Raw genomic sequence first — 18,882 nt, 5'->3', positions numbered from 1 at the left:
CGAGGGAGGCGAACCATGGAACTGAAAAACGATCTTGGCACCACGGCGATCCAGGACGTCATTGCAAAATACCCCGAAATCGGCGAGATCCTGCAGCGCTATGATATCGGTTGTGTCACCTGCAAGGTGGGTATCTGCCTCCTGAAGGACGTGGTCTCCATCCACGGACTCTCCAAGGAGGACGAGGCCCAGATCGAGTTGGAGATCAACAACTACCTGACCCGAAAAGCGGCATAGACACTCAGACGAATCCCACAGCGGCTCACACACAAAGAACACGAAAAGGAGAACAGATCATGTCCAATCTCGGTTGCGGCTGCCCCGGCAGCATGGCTCGCGTCATCGAAAGAGAAGAAACCGTCACTACCGAAACCACCGCCAAGCCCCAGTCGGAGCTTCGCCAGTGGCCGGTCCAGCTCCACCTGGTTCCGCCATCGGCCCCCTACTTCCGCAACGCCGACATCCTCGTCTCGGCGGACTGCGTGGCCTTCGCCCTCGGCTCCTTCCACCAGGACCTGCTGAAGAACAAGGCCCTGGCCATCGCCTGCCCCAAGCTTGACGAGACCGGCACTTACGTGGAGAAGCTGGCCACCATCTTCAGGGACAACGACGTGAAGAGCATCGCCGTCGCCATCATGGAAGTCCCCTGCTGCCGCGGCCTTGACCTCATGGTGCAGCAGGCCCTGGCGAAATCGGGAAAGGATATCCCCCTGGAAACGATCATCATCGGGATTGACGGCGAACGGAGGAACTGACCATGAAACGGGATATTACCCGGGCACTGGTGGACGAGCACCGGCTGATTCTCAGAATGCTCGCCCTCCTGGAGCGGAACGCCCCCCTCACTGCGGCGGGGCGCTACACCAACTACCAGTTCTACCGGGACGCGGTGGATTTCATTCGCAGCTACGCCGACCGCTTCCACCATGCCAAGGAAGAGGACATCCTCTTCGAGGCCCTCATAACCAACGGCATGCCTCGGGAGAACAGCCCCGTGGCGGCCATGCTCATGGAGCACGACCGGGGCCGGGCCTACGTGAAGGCCATGGAAGAGGCGGCCCTGGCCGCCGAGAGAGGCGACGCCACCCGCACCGACGCCCTGGCCGAGAACGCCCTCGCCTACCTGACCATGCTCCGGGAGCATATCGACAAGGAAGACACCATCCTCTACCCCCTGGCCGAGCGGGTCATTCCGGAGGAGCTGCGCGACGGCATCATTACAAGTTACCGAGCGGCGGAGGGCCGCACGCCGGCCGACTTCGCAGAGCGCTACCGGCAGCTTGTGGAGCGGTACGAGGCGGAAGAGGTTGCCCGGGCCGCCTGAGGGGGCTCTACGAGTCACTCAAATAGAAAGGGGAGATCAAATGATCTCCCCTTTCTTCATTACTCACAGTTGAGGCTTCCGACTCAGGTCACGTTGTGGCGCCTGAACCATGACCACCCCACCGGCGTCACTACGGCCGCCAGCACAGCCCACCCGACCGCCAGCTCGACCGGGAAGGTCCATGGGTTGGCAATCATCATGAGAATGACCGGCGACACGACAATCAGGAAAACAAAGGTCATCACTCCCGAAATTCCGTTCATAATCGTATCCTCCTTATCGGCGACTCTGCTCTTTCCGACCAAAAAACAACTCAAGTTACTCCGTCAACTGATCGATGCGCCACGAAAAATGCCCGGTTCCCCGGGCATTTTTGTCACTCTTATGAAGCTAGTCACCGATCATGCCTGGTTCCGGAAGCTGTACCGGGTCGCACACGTCGGCAGGATTGTGGGCCTTAACTCCGCACTTGCTGCAGGAAACGGTCGCATTGGCCGTCAAGCAGTGGATCGTTTGTGCATCCTCAATGTTGCAGAGCATCTCGTGTTTTCTCATGGTTCACACCTCCTTTGAGGTGAAGGTTAACCAGTTGTCCTAATTACATTAAAGCATAATTCAGGATAAATTCAAACCAGAAACAAGAGAGAAACATTTACCAGCAACAAGTCAGATATTCCCTTCCTCCAACACCCCCATGATCCGCTCAAGGTTCACCCGGGCCACCAGATAGTCGCGCCGGGCCCGCCACTGGCGGCTTTGCTGCCGGGGAGTTCTTCGCCCTGTCTTCCTTCGAACAACCGGAGAGGACTCCCGCTCCGAGCGCAAGCGCCATAAGAACCACAACCTATTCATCGCCACCTCCCGCAGCAACGCTGTCGAGCACAAGGCCGAGCATCCGCTGCAGCCCGTCCCGGTCAATGCGGGGCGGGTCATTGCAGAGTTGCTCCTCCATAACGGTATTCATACAGGAAATGATGGTCCACGTAACCACATGCACATCCACAGACCGCAACTCAATTTTGAACCTGATTAGCGCCAATCTTCAGCTAACGTACCCAAAAGTCCCCTCTCCCTAAGGGAGAGGGTTAGGGTGAGGGAGAAATGGGTGATTTTTAACACTCTTTGTCCCCTCATCCGGCCTTCGGCACCTTCTCCCTATGGGAGAAGGGACTGGCTGAAGATCAGCACTAATCAGAATTTTGAATGATCTGTGGGACTTGCAAAGAGTTGTTGTCACAGCGGTGAAAGGAATTTTTTGTTGACATTGAGGCCAGAATGAATATGATGCGCCAAAACTGAATAGTCATCAGCCTGCAAGCGATAACGATAAGTACTAAACCATCCGCGAGGGTGGGACGGAAAGCCTATAGGGTCTCACAGAGACAGCCGGGTGGCCGAAATATCTGCTCAATAGATATTCTGGCCACCCGGCTTTTTTTATTTCCGCTCCGAGGAGGGCAGGAGGTTACACGATGAGCATTCCATTCAGGGACCAGCTCCCTCACTTGATTGCAGGTGCAGTTTCCGTTTCGAGGGGAGAATACGGCAGCCAGACTCGAAGTCACCCATTAAATAGCACTGTTAGTTGCGCTATATTTTACTGGCCTGTAACGACCCATCTCACCTCGCACTACCCAGGAAAGGAGGAGATACGCACTTTATTTATAAGTCAGTTATTGTAACCAGTACTGCAGCACCATCAAAAATCGACTTTCAGGAGGAATCAATGACGAAACGGATTTTGTCGCTCATTCTCGCAGGACTCTTCGTACTGGGAATCGCAACATTCAGCTTCGCCGGCGGCACGCCGGACGATGCGAAGGCGCTCGTCAAAGAGGCGGTAGCCTTTGCGAAGGCCAACGGCAAGGAGAAGGCCTTGGCCGAGTTCAGCAATCCGAAGGGACAGTTCGTACGGGGTGATCTCTACGTCTTCGCCGTTGATTTTAATGGCGTCATGGTGGCCCACGGCGCCAACCAGACACTTATCGGCAAGAACATGATGGATGCCAAAGACCCCGATGGCGTTCCGTACATCGCGAAATTCGTGGAAGTCGGCAAACAAGGGGGCGGCTGGGTTGACTATAAATGGCCGCACCCGAAAACCAAGCAAGTGACTCCCAAGACTTCCTACGTGGAAGCGGTTGACGACATCATCGTCGGCTGCGGGGTACACAAGTAACGAGGCAATGGGAATCGAGGCGGAATAAACGCCGCCTCCCTCACGCAAAGAGGCCGGTGGGACTGGATCCCCCGGCCTTTTCCCTTTATGCGTTACGAACCCCGACTTACTCGATCTCCCGCACCGCCTCAAGAAGTTCATCGTAACCGATGCCGGCGCGGACAACCACGCCGAACCCCTCGGTGCCGTAACGTCGGTAGAGGTCGAAGAGGGGATGCCTCTCGCCGGCCTCGTCCTTCACGCTCTTCACGGTGACAATCCCCACATCGGCAAGCTGGGGGTGGGAGCAGGAGTTGGGACAACCGGAAATGGACCAGGATAGGTCTTCGCCCGCCTCCCCCAGCGCTCCGATGAGCGCCCGGGCCACGTCGCGGGTCGGTGCGAGACCCATCTTGCACTCGTGGTTGCCGGGGCAGACCCGTAAGGTGACCCGCTCCTCCCGGGAGCCGTTGCCAAACCCGGCCGCAGAAAGGGCACGAACCGCATCATCCCGCCTCACTCCCGCGTCGAGACAAAAAAGAATATCCTGTCGGGAGGTAACGACCATGTAGCCACCCGCGTACTGACGGGCGATCTCCGCTAAGGCCGCAACCCCCTTTGTGCTCAGCTCGCCGGCAAAGATGCCCGCCGTGAGCCGCTCGGCCGCTCCTTCTGCAGGGGTAGGCGTCAGGGGGGTCGCGAGCCCCTCTCCGAGTGCAAGTGAAGGAATCACCGCCACCCGCTCCCGAACAAGCCCCACGAACTCCTCCCGGCCCCGTTCCCGAACGAGGTGCTTGAGCCGCTTCGGCTTGGGGACCAGTTCCCGGTAGATGGTTATGATCGCCTCGGCCAGGGGGAGGAGCCGGTCGCCGGCGATTCCCTCTTCCAGGAGGAAGGATGAGTGGGGTTCGCGGCCCAGACCGCCGGCAACCCAGACGTCGTAGCGTTGGTCTCCGTCGTCCCCTTCCCTGAGGACGACAGAAAGATCCTGAATCAGGTGCCGCCCGTCACCGTAGCCGGTGAAAACGCCGATCTTGAACTTCTTGGGGAGCCCCTCGAAGCGGGGATTATTGGTAAAGTGGGTCAGGAACCGGCGTGCCAGGAACTGGGCGGTGCCATAACCGGCATCGCCCGGCACGGCGCAGACCACGCCGCGCACCGCACCGCCGCAGGCCCCCCGCGTCGTGAGACCCACCGACGCCAGCATCCGCCATGCGGGGGCCAAGTCTTCCTGCTTCAGCCAGTGGAGCTCGATGCTCCCCCGCGTGGTCAGATGGATGGAACCGCCGGCGAACCGGTCGGCGGTCTCCGCCACCCTGAGAGCCTGCTCCGTGGAGATGATTCCCGCCGGAACCTTGATCCGGAGCATGAAATTGCCCGGCTGACGCTGCTCGTACACCCCGTCTATCCGCACACTCTGCGGGTCGAATGTCATTGTTTACCTCGTTTGTATTAAATAACCCACTCCTCAGAACTCAATCTACACTATATTAGGCAATAATACAACCGAAGAAAATTCATTAACCCTTGAGACAATCATTGCCGCTCTTCTTTTCCCCCCTTTTCCCGCATCTTTCGCGCGCCGTCGGGTGGGGCATTTACCGGTTTTTGTGGGGGGGCAGGCGCCGGCGCGGTCGTTGCGCCCTGCTCTCTCTTCCCCCGTTTTTCTCCGCCCCTGTACGGCGGCCGTCCCTCCCCCCTGCCAGCATGCGGGCCGACGGCCGCTGGCCGCTCCTGACGCGGCGGGGTTGACGTTGCGGGCGGCACTGTTACCGGTTGCGACTGACTCCGCGTCACCGGAGGCGGTGCCGTTGACGGCGTCACCGGCCGCTCCTGACGGATCTGTCTTTGCGTTGCGGGCGGCGGCTTCACCGGCCGCTCCTCCAACCGCCTCCCCGGGACGCGCTCGGGTCCGCCGGGGCTCCTGCGTTTCCGTTCAATCGTATCCTTCGTGCGGTCCTGCTGAGGTCGCGCCCCCTGTACGGCCTGATCTCGCACCGCAGGGAGAGGTGGGTTCACGACGGTCCGTCTCGGCGCCTCGCGCCGTAAGACACGCAGATTGTCGGGCTGGCGCCCCGGGGTGAAAACCGACCCCTTTTCGCTGGGGACAAGCCTTCGTTCGCGACGAATTTCCTCCACCCCAACGCGATTCACCCGCTCCGGGGGCCTGTGTCCAGCAGGAATCGCCTTGATGACCGGCCGCCTCGTTTCCCGCTCGGGCTTGAAACGGGGCGGCCCCACGCTCGCATCGCCGACGGTGAAGGGGTTCCGCACGGTCACCCGCTGTTTCTTCCCCGTGAGGAAGGTGTCACGATGAATGATTGTCACAGCATTGCGGACATGGACATTGCGATAATCCCGCACAATGGTGCGGGGAATGGCTGCATTCGTGATGTTGACGCTGAGAGGGCCAAAGCTCCCGTAGCCGTAGTAGACATCACCCGGCGCCAGCGGCACCCAGGCGACGGACGTTGGCGTGTAAACCCATCCCACGTAGCCGGGGCCCCACGAGACCGCGCCCCGAGAAGGGGGCACCCAGCACCAGCCAATCCGGGAGGAGAAGGCCCAGCGGCCATAGTGGTACGGCACCCACCCCCACGGCTCGTAGGATATCCAGACGTAGTTCCCCCGGACCCAGGCCCACCGGCCCTGGCGATAGGGGGACCAGTTGGCGGGAAGGGAAACCCGCGGCGCCCAGACATAGCCGTATTCCTGAACATAGTGCCAGCGGCCGTAGTCGTCCAGGTCCCGGGCGTAGTCGTCGAGCTCGTCGGGGACATAGCGGAGACTCTCCGCCCCATCCACAAGCCGATTATCCCTGCTGCGGTTCCAGGTCTCCCACCCGTCAGGGGGCTCGATGGGGGCAATCACCGCCCCGGTGCCATCGGTGAGGCGCAGGGCGTTTCCCGCCGAGACGCGGGTCCTGCCGCGCTCCGTCTCCACGAGGGCATACCCCTTGATGACCGATACGTCGGTGACGCCGTCCTGCCCCGCATCGACCATGACGAGGGAGTTGTCGAAGATACCCGCGGAGGCATGGGGGGTGTCCACCTGAATGTGGTCGATTCCCCCTTTCCGGTTATTGATGTAGGCGCGTCCCTCGGCCAGATAAAACTGGAACGACTCCTCCTGCAACTCCACGATGTCGAGGGCAGTGCGAGCATCGAGCCGCAGGTAGACCCCGTACTGCAGCTGCAACTCGGCCCGCCCGCCTGCAGGGACCCAGATCCGGTCCCCGTCGGCAAGGGGCATATTGGCCACTGCCGGCACCCACTCGTCGCCGTCCTCGGCCTGGACCTGCACGTCGCCGCTAACGAGGGAAAGCCTCACAAGCCCCAGCTCCGCGGCCCAGGCCGAGCAGGGAACCGCCATCAGCAGTACCATCAGGACCATTCTCAGTATGTTCATGATCTACCTCCCTCTATCCACGCATACGCTGTTCTCAGTGTACCGTTCACATCCGACGACACAACACTCCTTGCCTCGCCGCGCCGTTTCGCTATACTTTCGGGAAATCCGCGCCACCGGAGGCCCCATGCAGCACCCGCCCCTCGACTCCATCCGCAACATCGGCATCATCTCCCATATCGACGCCGGCAAGACCACGGTCTCCGAGCGGATTCTCTTCTACACCGGCGAGACCCACCGGATGGGTGAAGTCCACGACGGCGAAGCGGTCATGGACTGGATGCCCCAGGAGCAGGAGCGGGGGATCACCATTACCGCCACCGCCACGGCCTGCCGCTGGGGAGGCTACTGGATCAACCTCATCGACACCCCGGGACACATCGACTTCACCATCGAAGTGGAACGGAGCCTGCGGGTTCTGGACGGCGCCGTGGCCATCTTCAGCGCCGTTGAGGGGGTGCAGCCCCAGAGCGAATCGGTCTGGCGCCAGGCCGACCGCTACCGGGTCCCCCGGGTCTGCTTCATCAACAAGATGGACCGCGTCGGCGCCGACCACCGGGAGACCCTCCGGCAGATGGAGGTGAAACTGGGGGCCCGGCCGGTGTTCCTGCAGCTGCCGGTGGGGGCCGAGGCCTCCTTCGCCGGGGTTGTCGACCTGCTTGCCGAAGAATTCCTCACCTTCAGAGATGACGACCAGGGGCGCACCGTTGAGCGCCACCCGATTCCGGCGGAGGTTGCCAAGGAAGCCCGGTCGGCCCGGGAGGCACTCATCGAGACGGCAGCCGATTTCGACGACGGGATCCTCACCGACTTCCTTGAAGGAACGGAGATCGCGACGCAACGCATCCGGGCCGCCCTGCGAAAGGGGACCGTCACCTGCCGGATCGTCCCGGTCCTTCTGGGAACGGCCCTGCGCAACAAGGGAATCCAGCCACTTCTTGATGCCATTGCCGCCTACCTCCCCTCCCCCCTCGACGTTCCTCCTGTAACCGGACAACGCCCGGACGGCGAAACCGTTGACACCCTGCCGTGCGATCCTGCGGGGCCCCTCTGCGCCCTGGCCTACAAGGTCCAGTCGGACGAGGGGAGAAAACTCACCTATCTGCGCATTTACTCGGGAACCGTGAAGGCCGGGGGGGCCCTCTGGAACAGCAGCCGCGGCTGCTTCGAGAAGGCGGCGCGCCTCTTCCGGATGCACGCCCACAAGCGGGAGCAGATCGACGAGGCTCTCGCCGGTGACATTGTGGCCGCGGCGGGGCTCAAGGAGGTGCTCACCGGCGACACCCTCTGCGACCCGGCCCACAAGGTGGTCCTCGCCGGCCTCACGGTGCCGGAGCCGGTGGTGGCCCTGGCCGTGGAGCCCAAGGGGGTCGACGACCGGGACAAACTCCTCCCTGCCCTGGAGAAGCTCCAGTGGGAGGACCCAACCTTTCGGGTCCACGAGGACGAGGAGACGGGCCAGACGATCCTCACGGGCATGGGAGAACTCCACCTGGAGGTGGTCACCGACCGCCTCGGGAGGGAATTCGGCGTCCAGGTGAAGACCGGCCGCCCCCAAGTGGTCTACCGCGAAACCATCACCCGCCCGGCGGAGCGGCAGGAGCTCTTCCGGACCGAATTCGAGGGGAAAGTGCAGGGGGGAGAAGTGCACCTGCGGCTTACCCCCCTCCCCCGGGGCGAGGGGGTACGGCTCGTGGTGCCGCCGGCGGAGGTGCTCGGCATCACCCGGGAGCTCCACGGGGCCCTCGCCGAGAGCCTCACCCGGGCGTCGTCCACCGGCTGCGTCACCGGCTACCCCCTCACCGACATAGAAGTGAGGGTGACCGCCGTGCCGGTGGAGCCGGGCGTTACCACCGAAGCCGGAGTGAGGGCCGCCGCCGGCCGGGGGCTCATGCACGCCGCCCGGGACGGCGCCCCCACCCTCCTGGAACCACTCATGGAGATGGAGATCATCACCCCCACCGAGTATGCCGGCAAGGTTCTCGGCTCGGTCCAGCAGAAGCGTGGGCGGGTGGAGGGGATTGCCTCCCAGGGGACCACCGAGGCGATCCGGGCCCTCGTCCCCTTGGCCGAGATGTTCGGCTACATGAGCGAACTGCGCAGCGCCACCAAGGGGCGCGGCAGCTACACCATGGAATTCTCCCGCTTTGACCAGGCGCCTGTGGCCGTGCTCCAGCAATTCGGCCTGTCATGAATATGTCTAAAAATTCGGCAACCTGCTTTACTTGCAGTGCAACGGCTGCTAGTATTAATTAATATTTGTGCAGCAATAATACTGAGCACACATCAACAAGGAGGTTAAGCCATGGGAATGATGCAAGAGTTCAAGGAATTCGCAGTAAAGGGGAATGTGGTTGATCTGGCAGTCGGCGTCATTATCGGCGGTGCGTTTGGCAAAATTGTCACCTCCTTTGTCAGCGACATCGTCATGCCCCCCCTCGGAATGGCGATGGGAAAGGTTAACTTCACCGACCTGTTCATCAACCTCTCCGACACACCCTACGACAGCCTCAAGGCCGCCAAGGACGCGGGCGCCCCGGTCATCAGCTACGGCGTCTTCATCAACACGATGATCGACTTCATCATCATCGCCTTCGTCATCTTCCTGGTCATCAAGCAGATCAACCGCATGAAGAAGGAGCCGGCTCCAGCGCCGCCCAACACCAAGGACTGCCCCCACTGCCTGTCGGCAATCCCCATCAACGCCACCAAATGCGGCTTCTGCACCTCTGACCTGAAGTAAGCATCGCCGCTTCATCGCTCAGACCTAGGCGATGCCCCCTCCGAGGGTGTCGCCTTTTTTCGTGGGGGATTGCCCATAAAGGCATCGACTGTGCATGGAAACCTTCATTCAATGCTACGTCACAGGGGGGTGTGATGGATGTGACCGAACAGAGGCATTTCCAGAGGGTGCCATTCGCCACGGGATCCACCGTTCAATTTCGGGGGGAAGGCCATGACGCAGAAGTGGTAGATGTCTGCCTCAAAGGCGCCTTGCTCAAGCTTTCAGAGCCCCCCACCTGCCAGAGGGGAGATACCTGCACCGTCTTCATCACCCTCGCCAGTCCGGATATCGCCATCCAGTTCGAAGCGGAGGTCGCCCACCTCCGTGACCAGTTCCTTGGCGTCAAACTTTTGAAAATTGACATCGACTCCATGATACACCTGCGCAATATCGTGGAGCTCAACACCGCCGATCCCGAACAGGTTCGCAAGGAGCTTTCCTTTCTCTACAGCGAGGATTAGATCCATCTCCGCTTCCCCGCCTCCCCTCCTTGATAAATTTTAAGTTGCTCACCCGGGGCTCCCGTGCTAACAGCTTTTCCTTTCCATTTCACGCACGGGAGCCCAACTCCATGATTCACCTCTCGAACATCACCAAACAGCACGGCGCCCAGGTCCTGTTCCGGGACGCCAGCTTCCAGATCCTTCCCGGCACCCGCACCGGCCTCGTGGGCCCCAACGGCGCCGGCAAGACCACCATCTTCCGGATCATCACCGGCGAGGAGGAGGTGGACGCCGGCGAGATGACCTGCGCCAGGAAGACCACCATCGGCTACTTCTCCCAGGACGTGGGTGACATGTCCGGCCGTTCCGCCCTGGAGGAGGTCATGGCCGGCTCTGGAGAGACGGTGAGGCTCGCCGCCGAACTGAAGGAGATGGAGGCGGCCATGTGCGAGCCCCAGTCCGACGACGAAATGGCGGCGCTCCTGGAGCGCTACGGCGCTGCCCAGGAGGAGTTCGAGCACCGTGGCGGCTACGACTTGGACACCCGGGCCCAGACGGTGCTCACCGGCCTCGGCATCGGCCCCGACCGCTTCCACCACCCGGTGGAATCCTTCAGCGGCGGCTGGAAGATGCGGATCGCCCTGGCGAAAATCCTCACCCTCAAGCCCGACGTGCTCCTGCTGGACGAGCCCACCAACCACCTGGACGTGGAGTCCATCATCTGGCTGGAGGAGTGGCTCGCCAACGAATTCGACGGGGCGCTCCTCATGACGAGCCACGACCGGGACTTCATGAACCGGATCGTGACCCGGATCATCGAGGTGGCCAACAGGACCGTCACCACCTACGGCGGCAACTACGACTTCTACGAGCGGGAGCGCGACATCCGGCGGGAGCAGCTCCTGGCCAGCCACAAGCGCCAGCAGGAGATGCTCGCCAAGGAGGAGGAATTCATCGCCCGCTTCGCGGCCCGGGCCTCCCATGCGGCCCAGGTCCAGTCACGGGTGAAGAAGCTGGATAAGATCGACCGGATCGAGATCCCCCCCGAGGAGCGGGTGGTTCGCTTCGAGTTCAGCGAGCCCCCCAGAAGCGGCGAGGACGTGGTGGTGATGAACGACCTGGGGAAGGTCTGGCAGACCCCGGACGGGGGGGAGAAGCCGGTCTTCAGCGGCGTTTCGGGGATCATCCGGCGGCTCAACAAGATCGCCGTGGTCGGGGTGAACGGGGCGGGTAAGTCAACCTTCCTCAAGGTCCTGGCGGGGCAGACCGAGCCCACCGCCGGCACCGTGGCCCTCGGCGCCAACGTGGAGCTCGGCTACTTCAGCCAGCACGCCATGGAGGTCCTTGACCCCAGGAAGACCGTCTTCGAAACCGTGCAGGAGGCCATGCCCCTGGCGAACATCGGTGTCATCCGCAATCTGCTGGCGGCGTTCCTCTTCCCGGGCGATGCCGTGGACAAGCGGATCGAGAACCTCTCCGGCGGCGAGAAGAGCCGGGTGGTCCTGGCGACGCTCCTGGCCCGTCCCGTCAACTTTCTCGTCCTGGACGAACCCACCAACCACCTGGATATCAGGGCGCGGGAGATCCTCCTGGACGCTCTCAAGAACTTCACCGGCACCGTGGTCCTCGTGAGCCACGACCGCCACTTCCTCCGCTCCCTGGTGAACCGGGTGTTCGAGGTGGACCACGGCGAGATGCGGGTCTACGAGGGGGACTACTCCTATTACCTCCACAAGAGCCACGAGCTGCATGGCTGAGGAAGGCCTTCTCGCCGAGGGAGCCGACAGGCTTCCGTGGCGGCTTCGACTACGTCAACGACCATAAATGGAAATGCCCCGGCAAGGAGCCGGGGCATAGTGTGGAACCATTGTAAGGTTTGGTTTATTGGAAGGAGAACCGCAGCCCGGCGGTGAGACTGTGCGAGATGTAGTCAGCTTCAACTTCATCGAACTTTGTGTCGGCAGTCGCAAAATACTTGTAGCCCAGATCCAGAGAAACCTGCTTGTTCAGGGCAATCCCCACACCAGCTCCCACCTGATAGGCGAAGCCCGTGTGATCATCAAATTCCTCAAAGTGCACGTTCGCATATCCCAGACCTGCGGTGACAAACGGGGTGACGATGCTTCGATTCCTGAAATCGTAGTACCCGTTCACCATAAAGGAGAGGGCTGAAAAATTGCCATCCACCTCAGTTGTTGTCCCCTGAGAGGAGATTCTGTTGGCCTCGTTATCCCGGTAGGCGATCTCCACTTCCATCCGGCCTGGGCCGAAATCGTACCCCAACGCAGCTCCGAGGTTGTATCCGGATTCGAAATCCACACTATCCCTGACCCCTGGAGAGGTCAAATCCGAATCTTCCAAGAACGTGACGCCAGTGGTCATGCTTGCGTACGGTTTTCCTTCGACCGCGAAGGCAGGGACTGCCCAAAGCGTAGCACCAACCAGCATTACAGCAGCAATTCCACGAACCACGACATCCTCCTTACCATTAAATAGCAATCAGCCGAAGTGAAAGCTACCCTCACCCTAAAAAATTGTCAATTGTATCTGTCAAAAAATATCCGCACAGCTTCTGACAACGCAGGGTTACACGACGCCTCAGAGCCGACCGACAGGGATGCGCCCCGCCTTCAGGTCGGCCACCTGCTCCGGAGTATAGGGGGGATCGAAGAGCTCCGGCGCCCCGTGGCGGCTTCGGAACAGGTCGACGATGAAGTGAACCCGGTCGGGAAAATCGGCCCAGTCCACGGCACCGGACCGACACAGGCTGTTCGGGGTCGGGTCAACGCACGCCAGGAGGGCGCGCAGCTCGGCATTGGCGATCTCCCGCAGGAGCGGAGGGAACTCCCCGGTCACGTCCTCCCCGAGCCTGAGGATGACGCCATCGGGAAGTTCAAACGTCATGAGGTGGTCGGTGATGATCAGGCGAAGCTCCTGGCGCACCGTCTCCACGAAGGCGTTGATCGCCACCTGAAGAGGGGTCGGCCGACCGGCAAGCCCCATGAGAAGCCGGCGTCCCGCCACCAGCAGGCCGCCGTGGGGGAAGATGGCGACAATGAGCCGCTCGGCAAACGCCGTCGGGTCGATGACCGCCGCGTTCAGGGCCGCAGCGATCTCGGGCTGCAGGCGCGTCTGCTCGTGGAACCCCACCTCGATGTTCGCCATGAGCAGAAACTCTGCCCTCTCCTTGGCATCGGCGGTGAACAAAGCCCGGTAGTAGTGGTTGAAGGCACGACGCAGGTACCCCTGCCCCTCCGGCGGATCACCGTCCCGGAGCGCCGCGCAGAACCTTTCGATCTTCGCGGCGTCGAAAGCCGCATCGTTCAGACAGGCGGCGAAAAACCGCGCAAACTCCCACCCGATCTCCTCGAAGACCTTTTTATTCCCCCGGGCAACGGCAACGCTTATTCGCTCCACGACCGCCTCGGGGTCCACCAGTTCCCACAGGATCTTCAAAATCTCGTCGGCCTGGAGCCGGGAACCGAAGCGCCGGGCAACCGCCGCCAGCCGCCGGGCGGCCCGCTCCGCCAGTGACCCGGAGCCGGTGAGGCGTTCGATGGTCCGCGCCAGGTCCTCCTTGCGGATCGTCTGTCCCGCCTGCCGCGATGCCCAGGTGGCGAAGGTGCACCAGTTGGCCCCCGGCGAACAGCGGCCGGCATGAACCGCCGACAGCTCGTGGTAACACTGGGTTATCTGAAGGTTGCGAATGACCGGATCCGCGAGGGTCGCGATGCGTTCCACCTCGGCAAGGGTGGGAACGGTGGGGCTGGTGGGGGTATCCATGGGACCTCCCTTATCCCTTCACTCCTGCTTTTCAAAGTTCCCCTTCTCCTGGCACTGGGGACATTTCTGCGGCTTGCACCGCCCCTCCTTGGTGAAGCCGCAGGTGCTGCATTTCCAGGTTGCCATCATTTGTCTCCTTTCGCAGTTCCGTTTTCCAGCTTGATCTCCTCCACCGTGCCGAAGGTGGAGAGCGGCTTGTCAAAGGTCTTGTCGTCCCCAGCCACGACGATCACCATCTGGTCGGGCTTGAGGTACTTCCACGCCACCCGGAGGATGTCCTCCTTGGTGACCTTGGCGATGTTGGCCCGGTAGTTCTCCAGGTACCCCTCGGGGTAGCCGTAGAATTCGAGCCGCGCCCGCTGGGTGACGACGGCGTCGGTGCGGGCGAAGCCGAAGATGAAGGAGTTTACGATGGCGTCTTTGGCCAGGGCCAGCTCGGCGTCGCTGACCGGCTCCTTGGTCATGCCGGCGATGATTGCGCGCATGAGGCCGATGGCCTTTGCAGTGGAGTCGCTCTTGGTTTCGGTTTCGGCCTCGAAGGTGCCGATGAATCGCCTCCCGATGTCGAACGCGGCATGGACGTTGTAGGCAAGCCCCTGGTTGGAGCGGATCTCGGTCATGAGCCGCGAGGTGAAGCCCCCCCCCAGGATGTAGTCCATGACCCGGATGGCATGGAGGTCGGGGTTGTTCTTGTCGATCCCCAGGTGCCCCATGCGGATGGCCGACTGGGGCACTTCTTTTCTGGCCAGGAGGACGACGGGCTTCACCTCTTTGGCCGGCTCGGGAACGGCGGGGAAGGCGATATCCTCCTGCTTCCAGCCGGCAAAGGTTTTCTCCAGGAGAGGGACGAGTTCCTTCTTGTCGAAGTCGCCGGAGACGGCAAGGATCACGTTGTTGGGGCGGAAATACCGGCCGTGGAAGGCCACCATGTCGTCACGGGTGATGGCCGTGACCGTCTCGATGGTAGGAACCAGGCCCAGGGGGTGGTTGGGGTAGAGGGCCTTCTGGAATTCGCGGTCGGCGATGGCCTTGGAGTCGTCGTTCTGGCGGCGCAGAGCCTCGATGGTCCGTTTCTTGGCCAGTGCCACCCGGTCTTCGCTGAAAGCGGGGGCCGTCATCACCTGGGCAAAGAGCTCCAGGGTCCGGGGGAGGTTCCGCTTGAGGCAGGAGAGGGAGACGCTCCCCGCGTCGGCGCCGATGCTCGACTCCACCCCCGAGGCCATGAACTCCAGCTCCGCATCGAGGGCCTGGGGGGGAAGCTCCTTTGTCCCTCCGCTCCGCATGACCGCACCGGTGAGGCCGGCGAGCCCAACCTTGTCGGCCGGCTCGTAGACGCTCCCCACGTTCACGTAGGCGGTGAGACTCACCAGGGGAAGTTCCCGGTCTGGGAGCATGTGGACGACCATGCCGTTTTTCAGCACGACCCGCTCGGTCTTCGGCACCTCGAAGACGAGGGGCGCAAAGGTCATGGTGCGGGGATCGGCTTTTTTCGCCTCGGCGCCGAGGGCGACAACGGGCAGCAGTGCGGCAAGAATGATGAGTACGAATCGTTTCACGATGATCATGGATTGTCCCCGTTACTCTCTAGTTCTCGGTCTTCTTCGTGATGAACCCCACGGTCCGGTTTTCCCTCGTGAAGTATTTCCGCGCCACGCGGATCACGTCGTCGGAAGTCACCTTGGCCACCTTGCTCCGGTGCTCGATCATGTAGCGCCAGGTGCCGGCCACCGCCTCGTACTCGGTGAGGTTGCGGGCAAGGCCGCCGTTGGAGAGCATCTGGCGGCTTTCCTCGTACTCAAGGCGGTTCAGGATCTGCTGCAGTTCCCGGTCGGTGATGGGCTCCTTCTTCAGGCGCTCCAGCTCCTCGTAGACGGCGGCCTCCACCTCGGCCACGGTGTGGGGGGCGCGGGTGGTGGCGGCGATGACGAAGAGGTTCGCGTAGCGGCTCCCCGGCGCCGAGAAGCTGGAAATCTCGGTGGCCAGCTGCTTCTCCACGATGAGCTTCTTGTAGAGACGAGAAGTGCGGCCGTCGGCCAGGATCATGTCGATGACGTCGAAGACGTAGTCGTCCGCGGCCGGGAGGCTCGGCTTGTGGAAGCCGATGAGGAGCTCCGGCTCCGAGTCGGCCACGATCTCCAGACGCCGCTCCCCCTGCTGCCCGGGCTCCACCACCGCCACGGGCCCCACTGGGGTGCCGGGAGGAATGGCGCCGAAGTACTTCTCCACCAGGGCAATGATCTTCTCGGGGTCGATGTCCCCCACCAGGGCCACGATGGCGTTATTGGGCTTGTAGTATCTCGTGTAGAACCCTTCCGCCTTCGTGCGGGTCAGGTTCTCGATGTCGGACATCCACCCGATGATCGGCTGGCCGAAGGGGTGGGCGTGGTAGGAAGTGGCCACGAAGTTCTCCCAGAGCTTCGACCCCGGCTCGGTGTCGTAGGAGCGGCGCCGCTCCTCCATGACCACGTCCCGCTCCGTGTAGAACTCGCGGAGCACGGCGTTCTGCATCCGATCCCCCTCGATGGCGGCCCAGAGCTCCAGCTTGTTGGCCGGCATATTGATGAGGTAGGTGGTGCCGTCCTTGCTCGTGAAGGCGTTGTAGCCGGAGCCGCCGTTTCGGGCGTAGATCTCGGCGAACTCCTCCTTGATGACGAACTTGGCCGCCTCGGCCTCCAGGTCACTGAGCTTCTTCTGCAGGTCGGCCACCTTTGCCGGGTCGGCCTTCTCCCCCTTGGTCTTCTCCGCCACGAGGAGATGTGCCGTCTCTTCGATCTTGTCCAGGAGCGGCTTCTCCGCGGCAAAATCCTTCGTACCGAGGGTCGTGGTCCCCTTGAAGAGCATGTGCTCCAGGAGATGGGCGATACCCCGCTCATCGCTCCGCTCGTCCACGCTCCCGACCCGGAAGCGGATCCAGGCGGCCACCGTGGGGGAGGTGTGGCGTTCCACCATGAGGAGCTTCATGCCATTTTTCAGGGTGTGCTCCCGCACCCGCTCCTCCAGGCCGGCGCCGAAGGCAGGCAACGTGAGGAGTGAGGCGAGAAGCGTGAGGAGTAAAATGGGGTACAGCTTTTTCATCAGTAACCTCGCACTGTGCATGGGAATCGTTCAAACTAAAACACTGAAAACTTCAGATACTTTTTGGGATTTTCCTTAATGTCCTTCACCAGGAGATCCAGATCGTCCACGGTCCGGTTGAGCCGGTCGTAGAGCTCCCGGTCCGAAAGGAGCTTGCCGGCGGTCCCCTCTCCCCGCTCAAGCCGGGCGGTTACTTCTTCCAGAGACTTGAGGGAGGTGTCGGCCCGGTTGATGAGGGTGAGCCCCTTGTCGTAAACCTCCCGGTCGGCCATGAGCATGCCGAAGGTTCCCTCTTTGGAGAGGAGCTTACGGTTCAGTTCCCTCACCTCGTCGGCAGCGGTGCTGGCCTTGCTGGCCACGGCAACGAGCTTGTCGTAGAGCTCCCGATCATGGAGGAGCTTGCTCATGGTCCCCTCCGACGACTGGATGTCGGTGAGGGTGTCGTCGGCCCGACTCAGAATGCTCATGAGCTTCTCGTAGGGCTCCCGGCTCTTGTTGAGCATGCCGAGGGTCCCCTCACCCCGGTTGACGGAGGCGGCGACGGTATTCAGCTCGGTGGTGAGGCGCACCAGGCTGTCGTAGAGCTTCGGGTCGTTGGCGAAGCGCCCCAGGGTCCCCTCCCCCCGCTCGGTCTTGGCCACGATGGCGTCCACCCGGTCGAAGGCCCTGGCCGCCTTCTGCACCACGTCGTCCAGCTTCGGCATGGTGGTGCCCCGAAGCCGCTCCACGGGCTTTGCCACGATCTCGCTGGTGGGGGTGATGTCCACGTACTTCTCACCCAGGAGCCCCCGGGTCTTGACGGTCACGGCCGAGTCAGCGCCGATCTTTTTGAGGGCCTCCCGCTCCACCTCCAGGACAATTTCCACCTCGTTGGTGGCCTCGGGACGCTCGAACTCGATATTGGTCACGATCCCCACGTCGACCCCCGCGAGCCAGACCGGTGCCCCCACCTTGAGCCCCGCCACGTCGGTCATGATGACCGAGAGCCTCCCCTTGGGGACGAAGAACTTGGTCTTGTCCCCCATAATGAGCACGCCGCCGGCAAAGAAGGCCAGGGCCACCAGGATGAAGATCCCCCCCTTGAGCTGGGACCACGATACGTTGTCGCTTCGTTTCATAGGGTTCTGTTTTCCGTCTGGATGTTGTTGGTTTCGTAGGTGAACAGGGAGCGGTCCGTGGGTGCCAGAAACTCGCGGATTTCCGGCAGCTGGCACTGTTTCATCTCAGCTTCCGTCCCCTCGAAGGCGAGCCGCGCCTGGTGGAGGAAGGAGAAGCGCTGGGAGACGGCAAAGGCGGTCTCCAGGTCGTGGGTCACCATGAGGGTGGTCTTCCCCTCCCCCTGGAGCCTCAGCATCAGGTTCTGGATGTTGTAGACCCCGATGGGGTCGAGGCCCGTTGTGGGCTCGTCGAAAAAGATGTACTCCGGGTCCGCCGCCAGGGCCCGGGCAATGGCGACCCGCTTCTTCATACCGCCGGAAAGCTCCGCCGGGTAGAGGTCGATGGTCTGCTCCAGCCCCACGAAGGAGAGCTTTTCCCGCACGATTTCCTCGATCTCCTTCTCGGACAGCCACCCTTCCTCCAGGAGACGGTATCCCACGTTCTCCCCCACGGTCATGGAGTCGAAGAGGGCGCCCCCCTGGAAGACGATGGCGATCTTCTTCCGGACCTCGATCAGCTGCCGCTCCCTCAGCCCACAGATGGAGACGCCGTCGATGGAGATGGTCCCCCCGTCGGGCCTCAGGAGACCCAGCATCAGCTTCAGGATGGTGGTCTTTCCGGCCCCGCTCATGCCGAGGATGGTCCGGTTCACCCCCGGCTCCAGATGGAGGTCGAACCCGTCGAGGATCCGTCGCCCCCCCACCGTGTAGGAGACCTGATCCATCCGTATGCCCCGCGTGTCAGTCAC

General features: G+C 62.1%; 20 protein-coding genes and 1 riboswitch. Of the genes, 8 read left to right on the top strand and 12 right to left on the bottom strand.

Annotated features, from left to right (window positions below):
• Nucleotides 1–15: 15 nt before the first annotated feature.
• The 3 genes from RCH91_RS21310 to RCH91_RS21300 are packed head-to-tail and all read left to right on the top strand — an operon-like array spanning nucleotide 16 to nucleotide 1,324.
• Nucleotides 16–237 (top strand): hypothetical protein, encoded by a 222-nt coding sequence (locus RCH91_RS21310; protein ID WP_306537495.1) that lies wholly within the window; start codon nucleotides 16–18, stop codon nucleotides 235–237.
• Nucleotides 238–296: 59 nt separating this feature from the next.
• Complete coding sequence (locus RCH91_RS21305; protein WP_306537493.1) at nucleotides 297–755, top strand: iron-sulfur cluster-binding oxidoreductase; 459 nt, start codon at nucleotides 297–299, stop codon at nucleotides 753–755.
• Nucleotides 756–757: 2 nt separating this feature from the next.
• On the top strand, nucleotides 758–1,324 hold the full coding sequence (locus RCH91_RS21300; RefSeq protein WP_306537492.1) for a hemerythrin domain-containing protein: 567 nt from the start codon (nucleotides 758–760) through the stop codon (nucleotides 1,322–1,324).
• 83 nt (nucleotides 1,325–1,407) lie between these two features.
• Here RCH91_RS21300 and RCH91_RS21295 read toward each other — a convergent pair whose 3' ends face one another.
• The 3 genes from RCH91_RS21295 to RCH91_RS21285 all read right to left on the bottom strand — a co-directional run bounded on the left by RCH91_RS21295 (nucleotide 1,408) and on the right by RCH91_RS21285 (nucleotide 2,176).
• On the bottom strand, nucleotides 1,408–1,587 hold the full coding sequence (locus RCH91_RS21295; RefSeq protein ID WP_306537490.1) for a hypothetical protein: 180 nt from the start codon (nucleotides 1,585–1,587) through the stop codon (nucleotides 1,408–1,410).
• A 127-nt stretch (nucleotides 1,588–1,714) separates the two neighbouring features.
• Entirely contained in the window at nucleotides 1,715–1,879 is a 165-nt protein-coding gene (locus tag RCH91_RS21290; protein WP_306537488.1) for a hypothetical protein, read from the bottom strand.
• A 111-nt stretch (nucleotides 1,880–1,990) separates the two neighbouring features.
• Nucleotides 1,991–2,176 (bottom strand): hypothetical protein, encoded by a 186-nt coding sequence (locus tag RCH91_RS21285; RefSeq protein WP_306537486.1) that lies wholly within the window; start codon nucleotides 2,174–2,176, stop codon nucleotides 1,991–1,993.
• A gap of 470 nt (nucleotides 2,177–2,646) precedes the next feature.
• Nucleotides 2,647–2,723, top strand: a riboswitch (cyclic di-GMP riboswitch).
• A gap of 327 nt (nucleotides 2,724–3,050) precedes the next feature.
• Between RCH91_RS21285 and RCH91_RS21280 the strand changes: the two genes are divergently transcribed.
• Nucleotides 3,051–3,503 carry a cache domain-containing protein gene (locus RCH91_RS21280; RefSeq protein WP_306537484.1) on the top strand — a complete coding sequence of 151 codons (453 nt, stop codon included), beginning with the start codon at nucleotides 3,051–3,053 and terminating at the stop codon, nucleotides 3,501–3,503.
• A gap of 106 nt (nucleotides 3,504–3,609) precedes the next feature.
• On the opposite strand, the gene RCH91_RS21275 is transcribed toward RCH91_RS21280, so the two are convergent.
• Nucleotides 3,610–4,917, bottom strand: coding sequence for a nitrite/sulfite reductase (locus RCH91_RS21275; RefSeq protein ID WP_306537482.1), 1,308 nt, complete (start codon nucleotides 4,915–4,917; stop codon nucleotides 3,610–3,612).
• 101 nt (nucleotides 4,918–5,018) lie between these two features.
• Complete coding sequence (locus tag RCH91_RS21270; RefSeq protein ID WP_306537480.1) at nucleotides 5,019–6,890, bottom strand: DUF6600 domain-containing protein; 1,872 nt, start codon at nucleotides 6,888–6,890, stop codon at nucleotides 5,019–5,021.
• Between the two features lie 127 nt (nucleotides 6,891–7,017).
• On the opposite strand from RCH91_RS21270, the gene fusA reads away from it, so the two are divergent.
• The 4 genes from fusA (at nucleotide 7,018) to RCH91_RS21250 (ending at nucleotide 11,875) form a co-directional block, all read left to right on the top strand.
• Nucleotides 7,018–9,084 (top strand): elongation factor G, encoded by a 2,067-nt coding sequence (fusA, locus tag RCH91_RS21265; RefSeq protein ID WP_306537478.1) that lies wholly within the window; start codon nucleotides 7,018–7,020, stop codon nucleotides 9,082–9,084.
• Nucleotides 9,085–9,195: 111 nt separating this feature from the next.
• Nucleotides 9,196–9,633 carry a large conductance mechanosensitive channel protein MscL gene (gene mscL / locus RCH91_RS21260; RefSeq protein WP_306537476.1) on the top strand — a complete coding sequence of 146 codons (438 nt, stop codon included), beginning with the start codon at nucleotides 9,196–9,198 and terminating at the stop codon, nucleotides 9,631–9,633.
• Nucleotides 9,634–9,767: 134 nt separating this feature from the next.
• On the top strand, nucleotides 9,768–10,136 hold the full coding sequence (locus tag RCH91_RS21255) for a PilZ domain-containing protein (RefSeq protein WP_306537474.1): 369 nt from the start codon (nucleotides 9,768–9,770) through the stop codon (nucleotides 10,134–10,136).
• Nucleotides 10,137–10,246: 110 nt separating this feature from the next.
• A complete protein-coding gene (locus tag RCH91_RS21250) occupies nucleotides 10,247–11,875 on the top strand; it encodes an ABC-F family ATP-binding cassette domain-containing protein (protein WP_306537472.1) in 1,629 nt (542 codons plus the stop codon).
• Nucleotides 11,876–11,999: 124 nt separating this feature from the next.
• Here the strand turns inward: RCH91_RS21250 and RCH91_RS21245 are convergent, their stop codons facing one another.
• The 7 genes from RCH91_RS21245 to RCH91_RS21215 form a co-directional block, all read right to left on the bottom strand.
• Nucleotides 12,000–12,590 (bottom strand): outer membrane protein, encoded by a 591-nt coding sequence (locus RCH91_RS21245; protein WP_306537470.1) that lies wholly within the window; start codon nucleotides 12,588–12,590, stop codon nucleotides 12,000–12,002.
• A 126-nt stretch (nucleotides 12,591–12,716) separates the two neighbouring features.
• A complete protein-coding gene (locus RCH91_RS21240) occupies nucleotides 12,717–13,901 on the bottom strand; it encodes a hypothetical protein (RefSeq protein WP_306537468.1) in 1,185 nt (394 codons plus the stop codon).
• A gap of 18 nt (nucleotides 13,902–13,919) precedes the next feature.
• Nucleotides 13,920–14,027 (bottom strand): RCKP-type rubredoxin-like domain-containing protein, encoded by a 108-nt coding sequence (locus RCH91_RS21235; protein WP_004514523.1) that lies wholly within the window; start codon nucleotides 14,025–14,027, stop codon nucleotides 13,920–13,922.
• Complete coding sequence (locus RCH91_RS21230; protein WP_306537466.1) at nucleotides 14,027–15,466, bottom strand: pitrilysin family protein; 1,440 nt, start codon at nucleotides 15,464–15,466, stop codon at nucleotides 14,027–14,029. Before RCH91_RS21230 ends, RCH91_RS21235 begins: the two co-directional genes overlap by 1 nt.
• A 19-nt stretch (nucleotides 15,467–15,485) precedes the next feature.
• Complete coding sequence (locus tag RCH91_RS21225) at nucleotides 15,486–16,976, bottom strand: pitrilysin family protein (RefSeq protein ID WP_306537464.1); 1,491 nt, start codon at nucleotides 16,974–16,976, stop codon at nucleotides 15,486–15,488.
• Nucleotides 16,977–17,011: 35 nt separating this feature from the next.
• Nucleotides 17,012–18,094, bottom strand: coding sequence for an MlaD family protein (locus tag RCH91_RS21220; RefSeq protein ID WP_306537462.1), 1,083 nt, complete (start codon nucleotides 18,092–18,094; stop codon nucleotides 17,012–17,014).
• Nucleotides 18,091–18,882, bottom strand: a complete 792-nt coding sequence (locus RCH91_RS21215) for an ABC transporter ATP-binding protein (protein WP_373694420.1) — start codon at nucleotides 18,880–18,882, stop codon at nucleotides 18,091–18,093. Before RCH91_RS21215 ends, RCH91_RS21220 begins: the two co-directional genes overlap by 4 nt.

This window comes from Geobacter sp. (genome assembly GCF_030834625.1).
Classification (GTDB): Bacteria; Desulfobacterota; Desulfuromonadia; order Geobacterales; family Geobacteraceae; genus Geobacter.
Note: the sequence above shows the minus strand (reverse complement) of the source record. Positions and strands in the feature narration are given on the sequence as shown.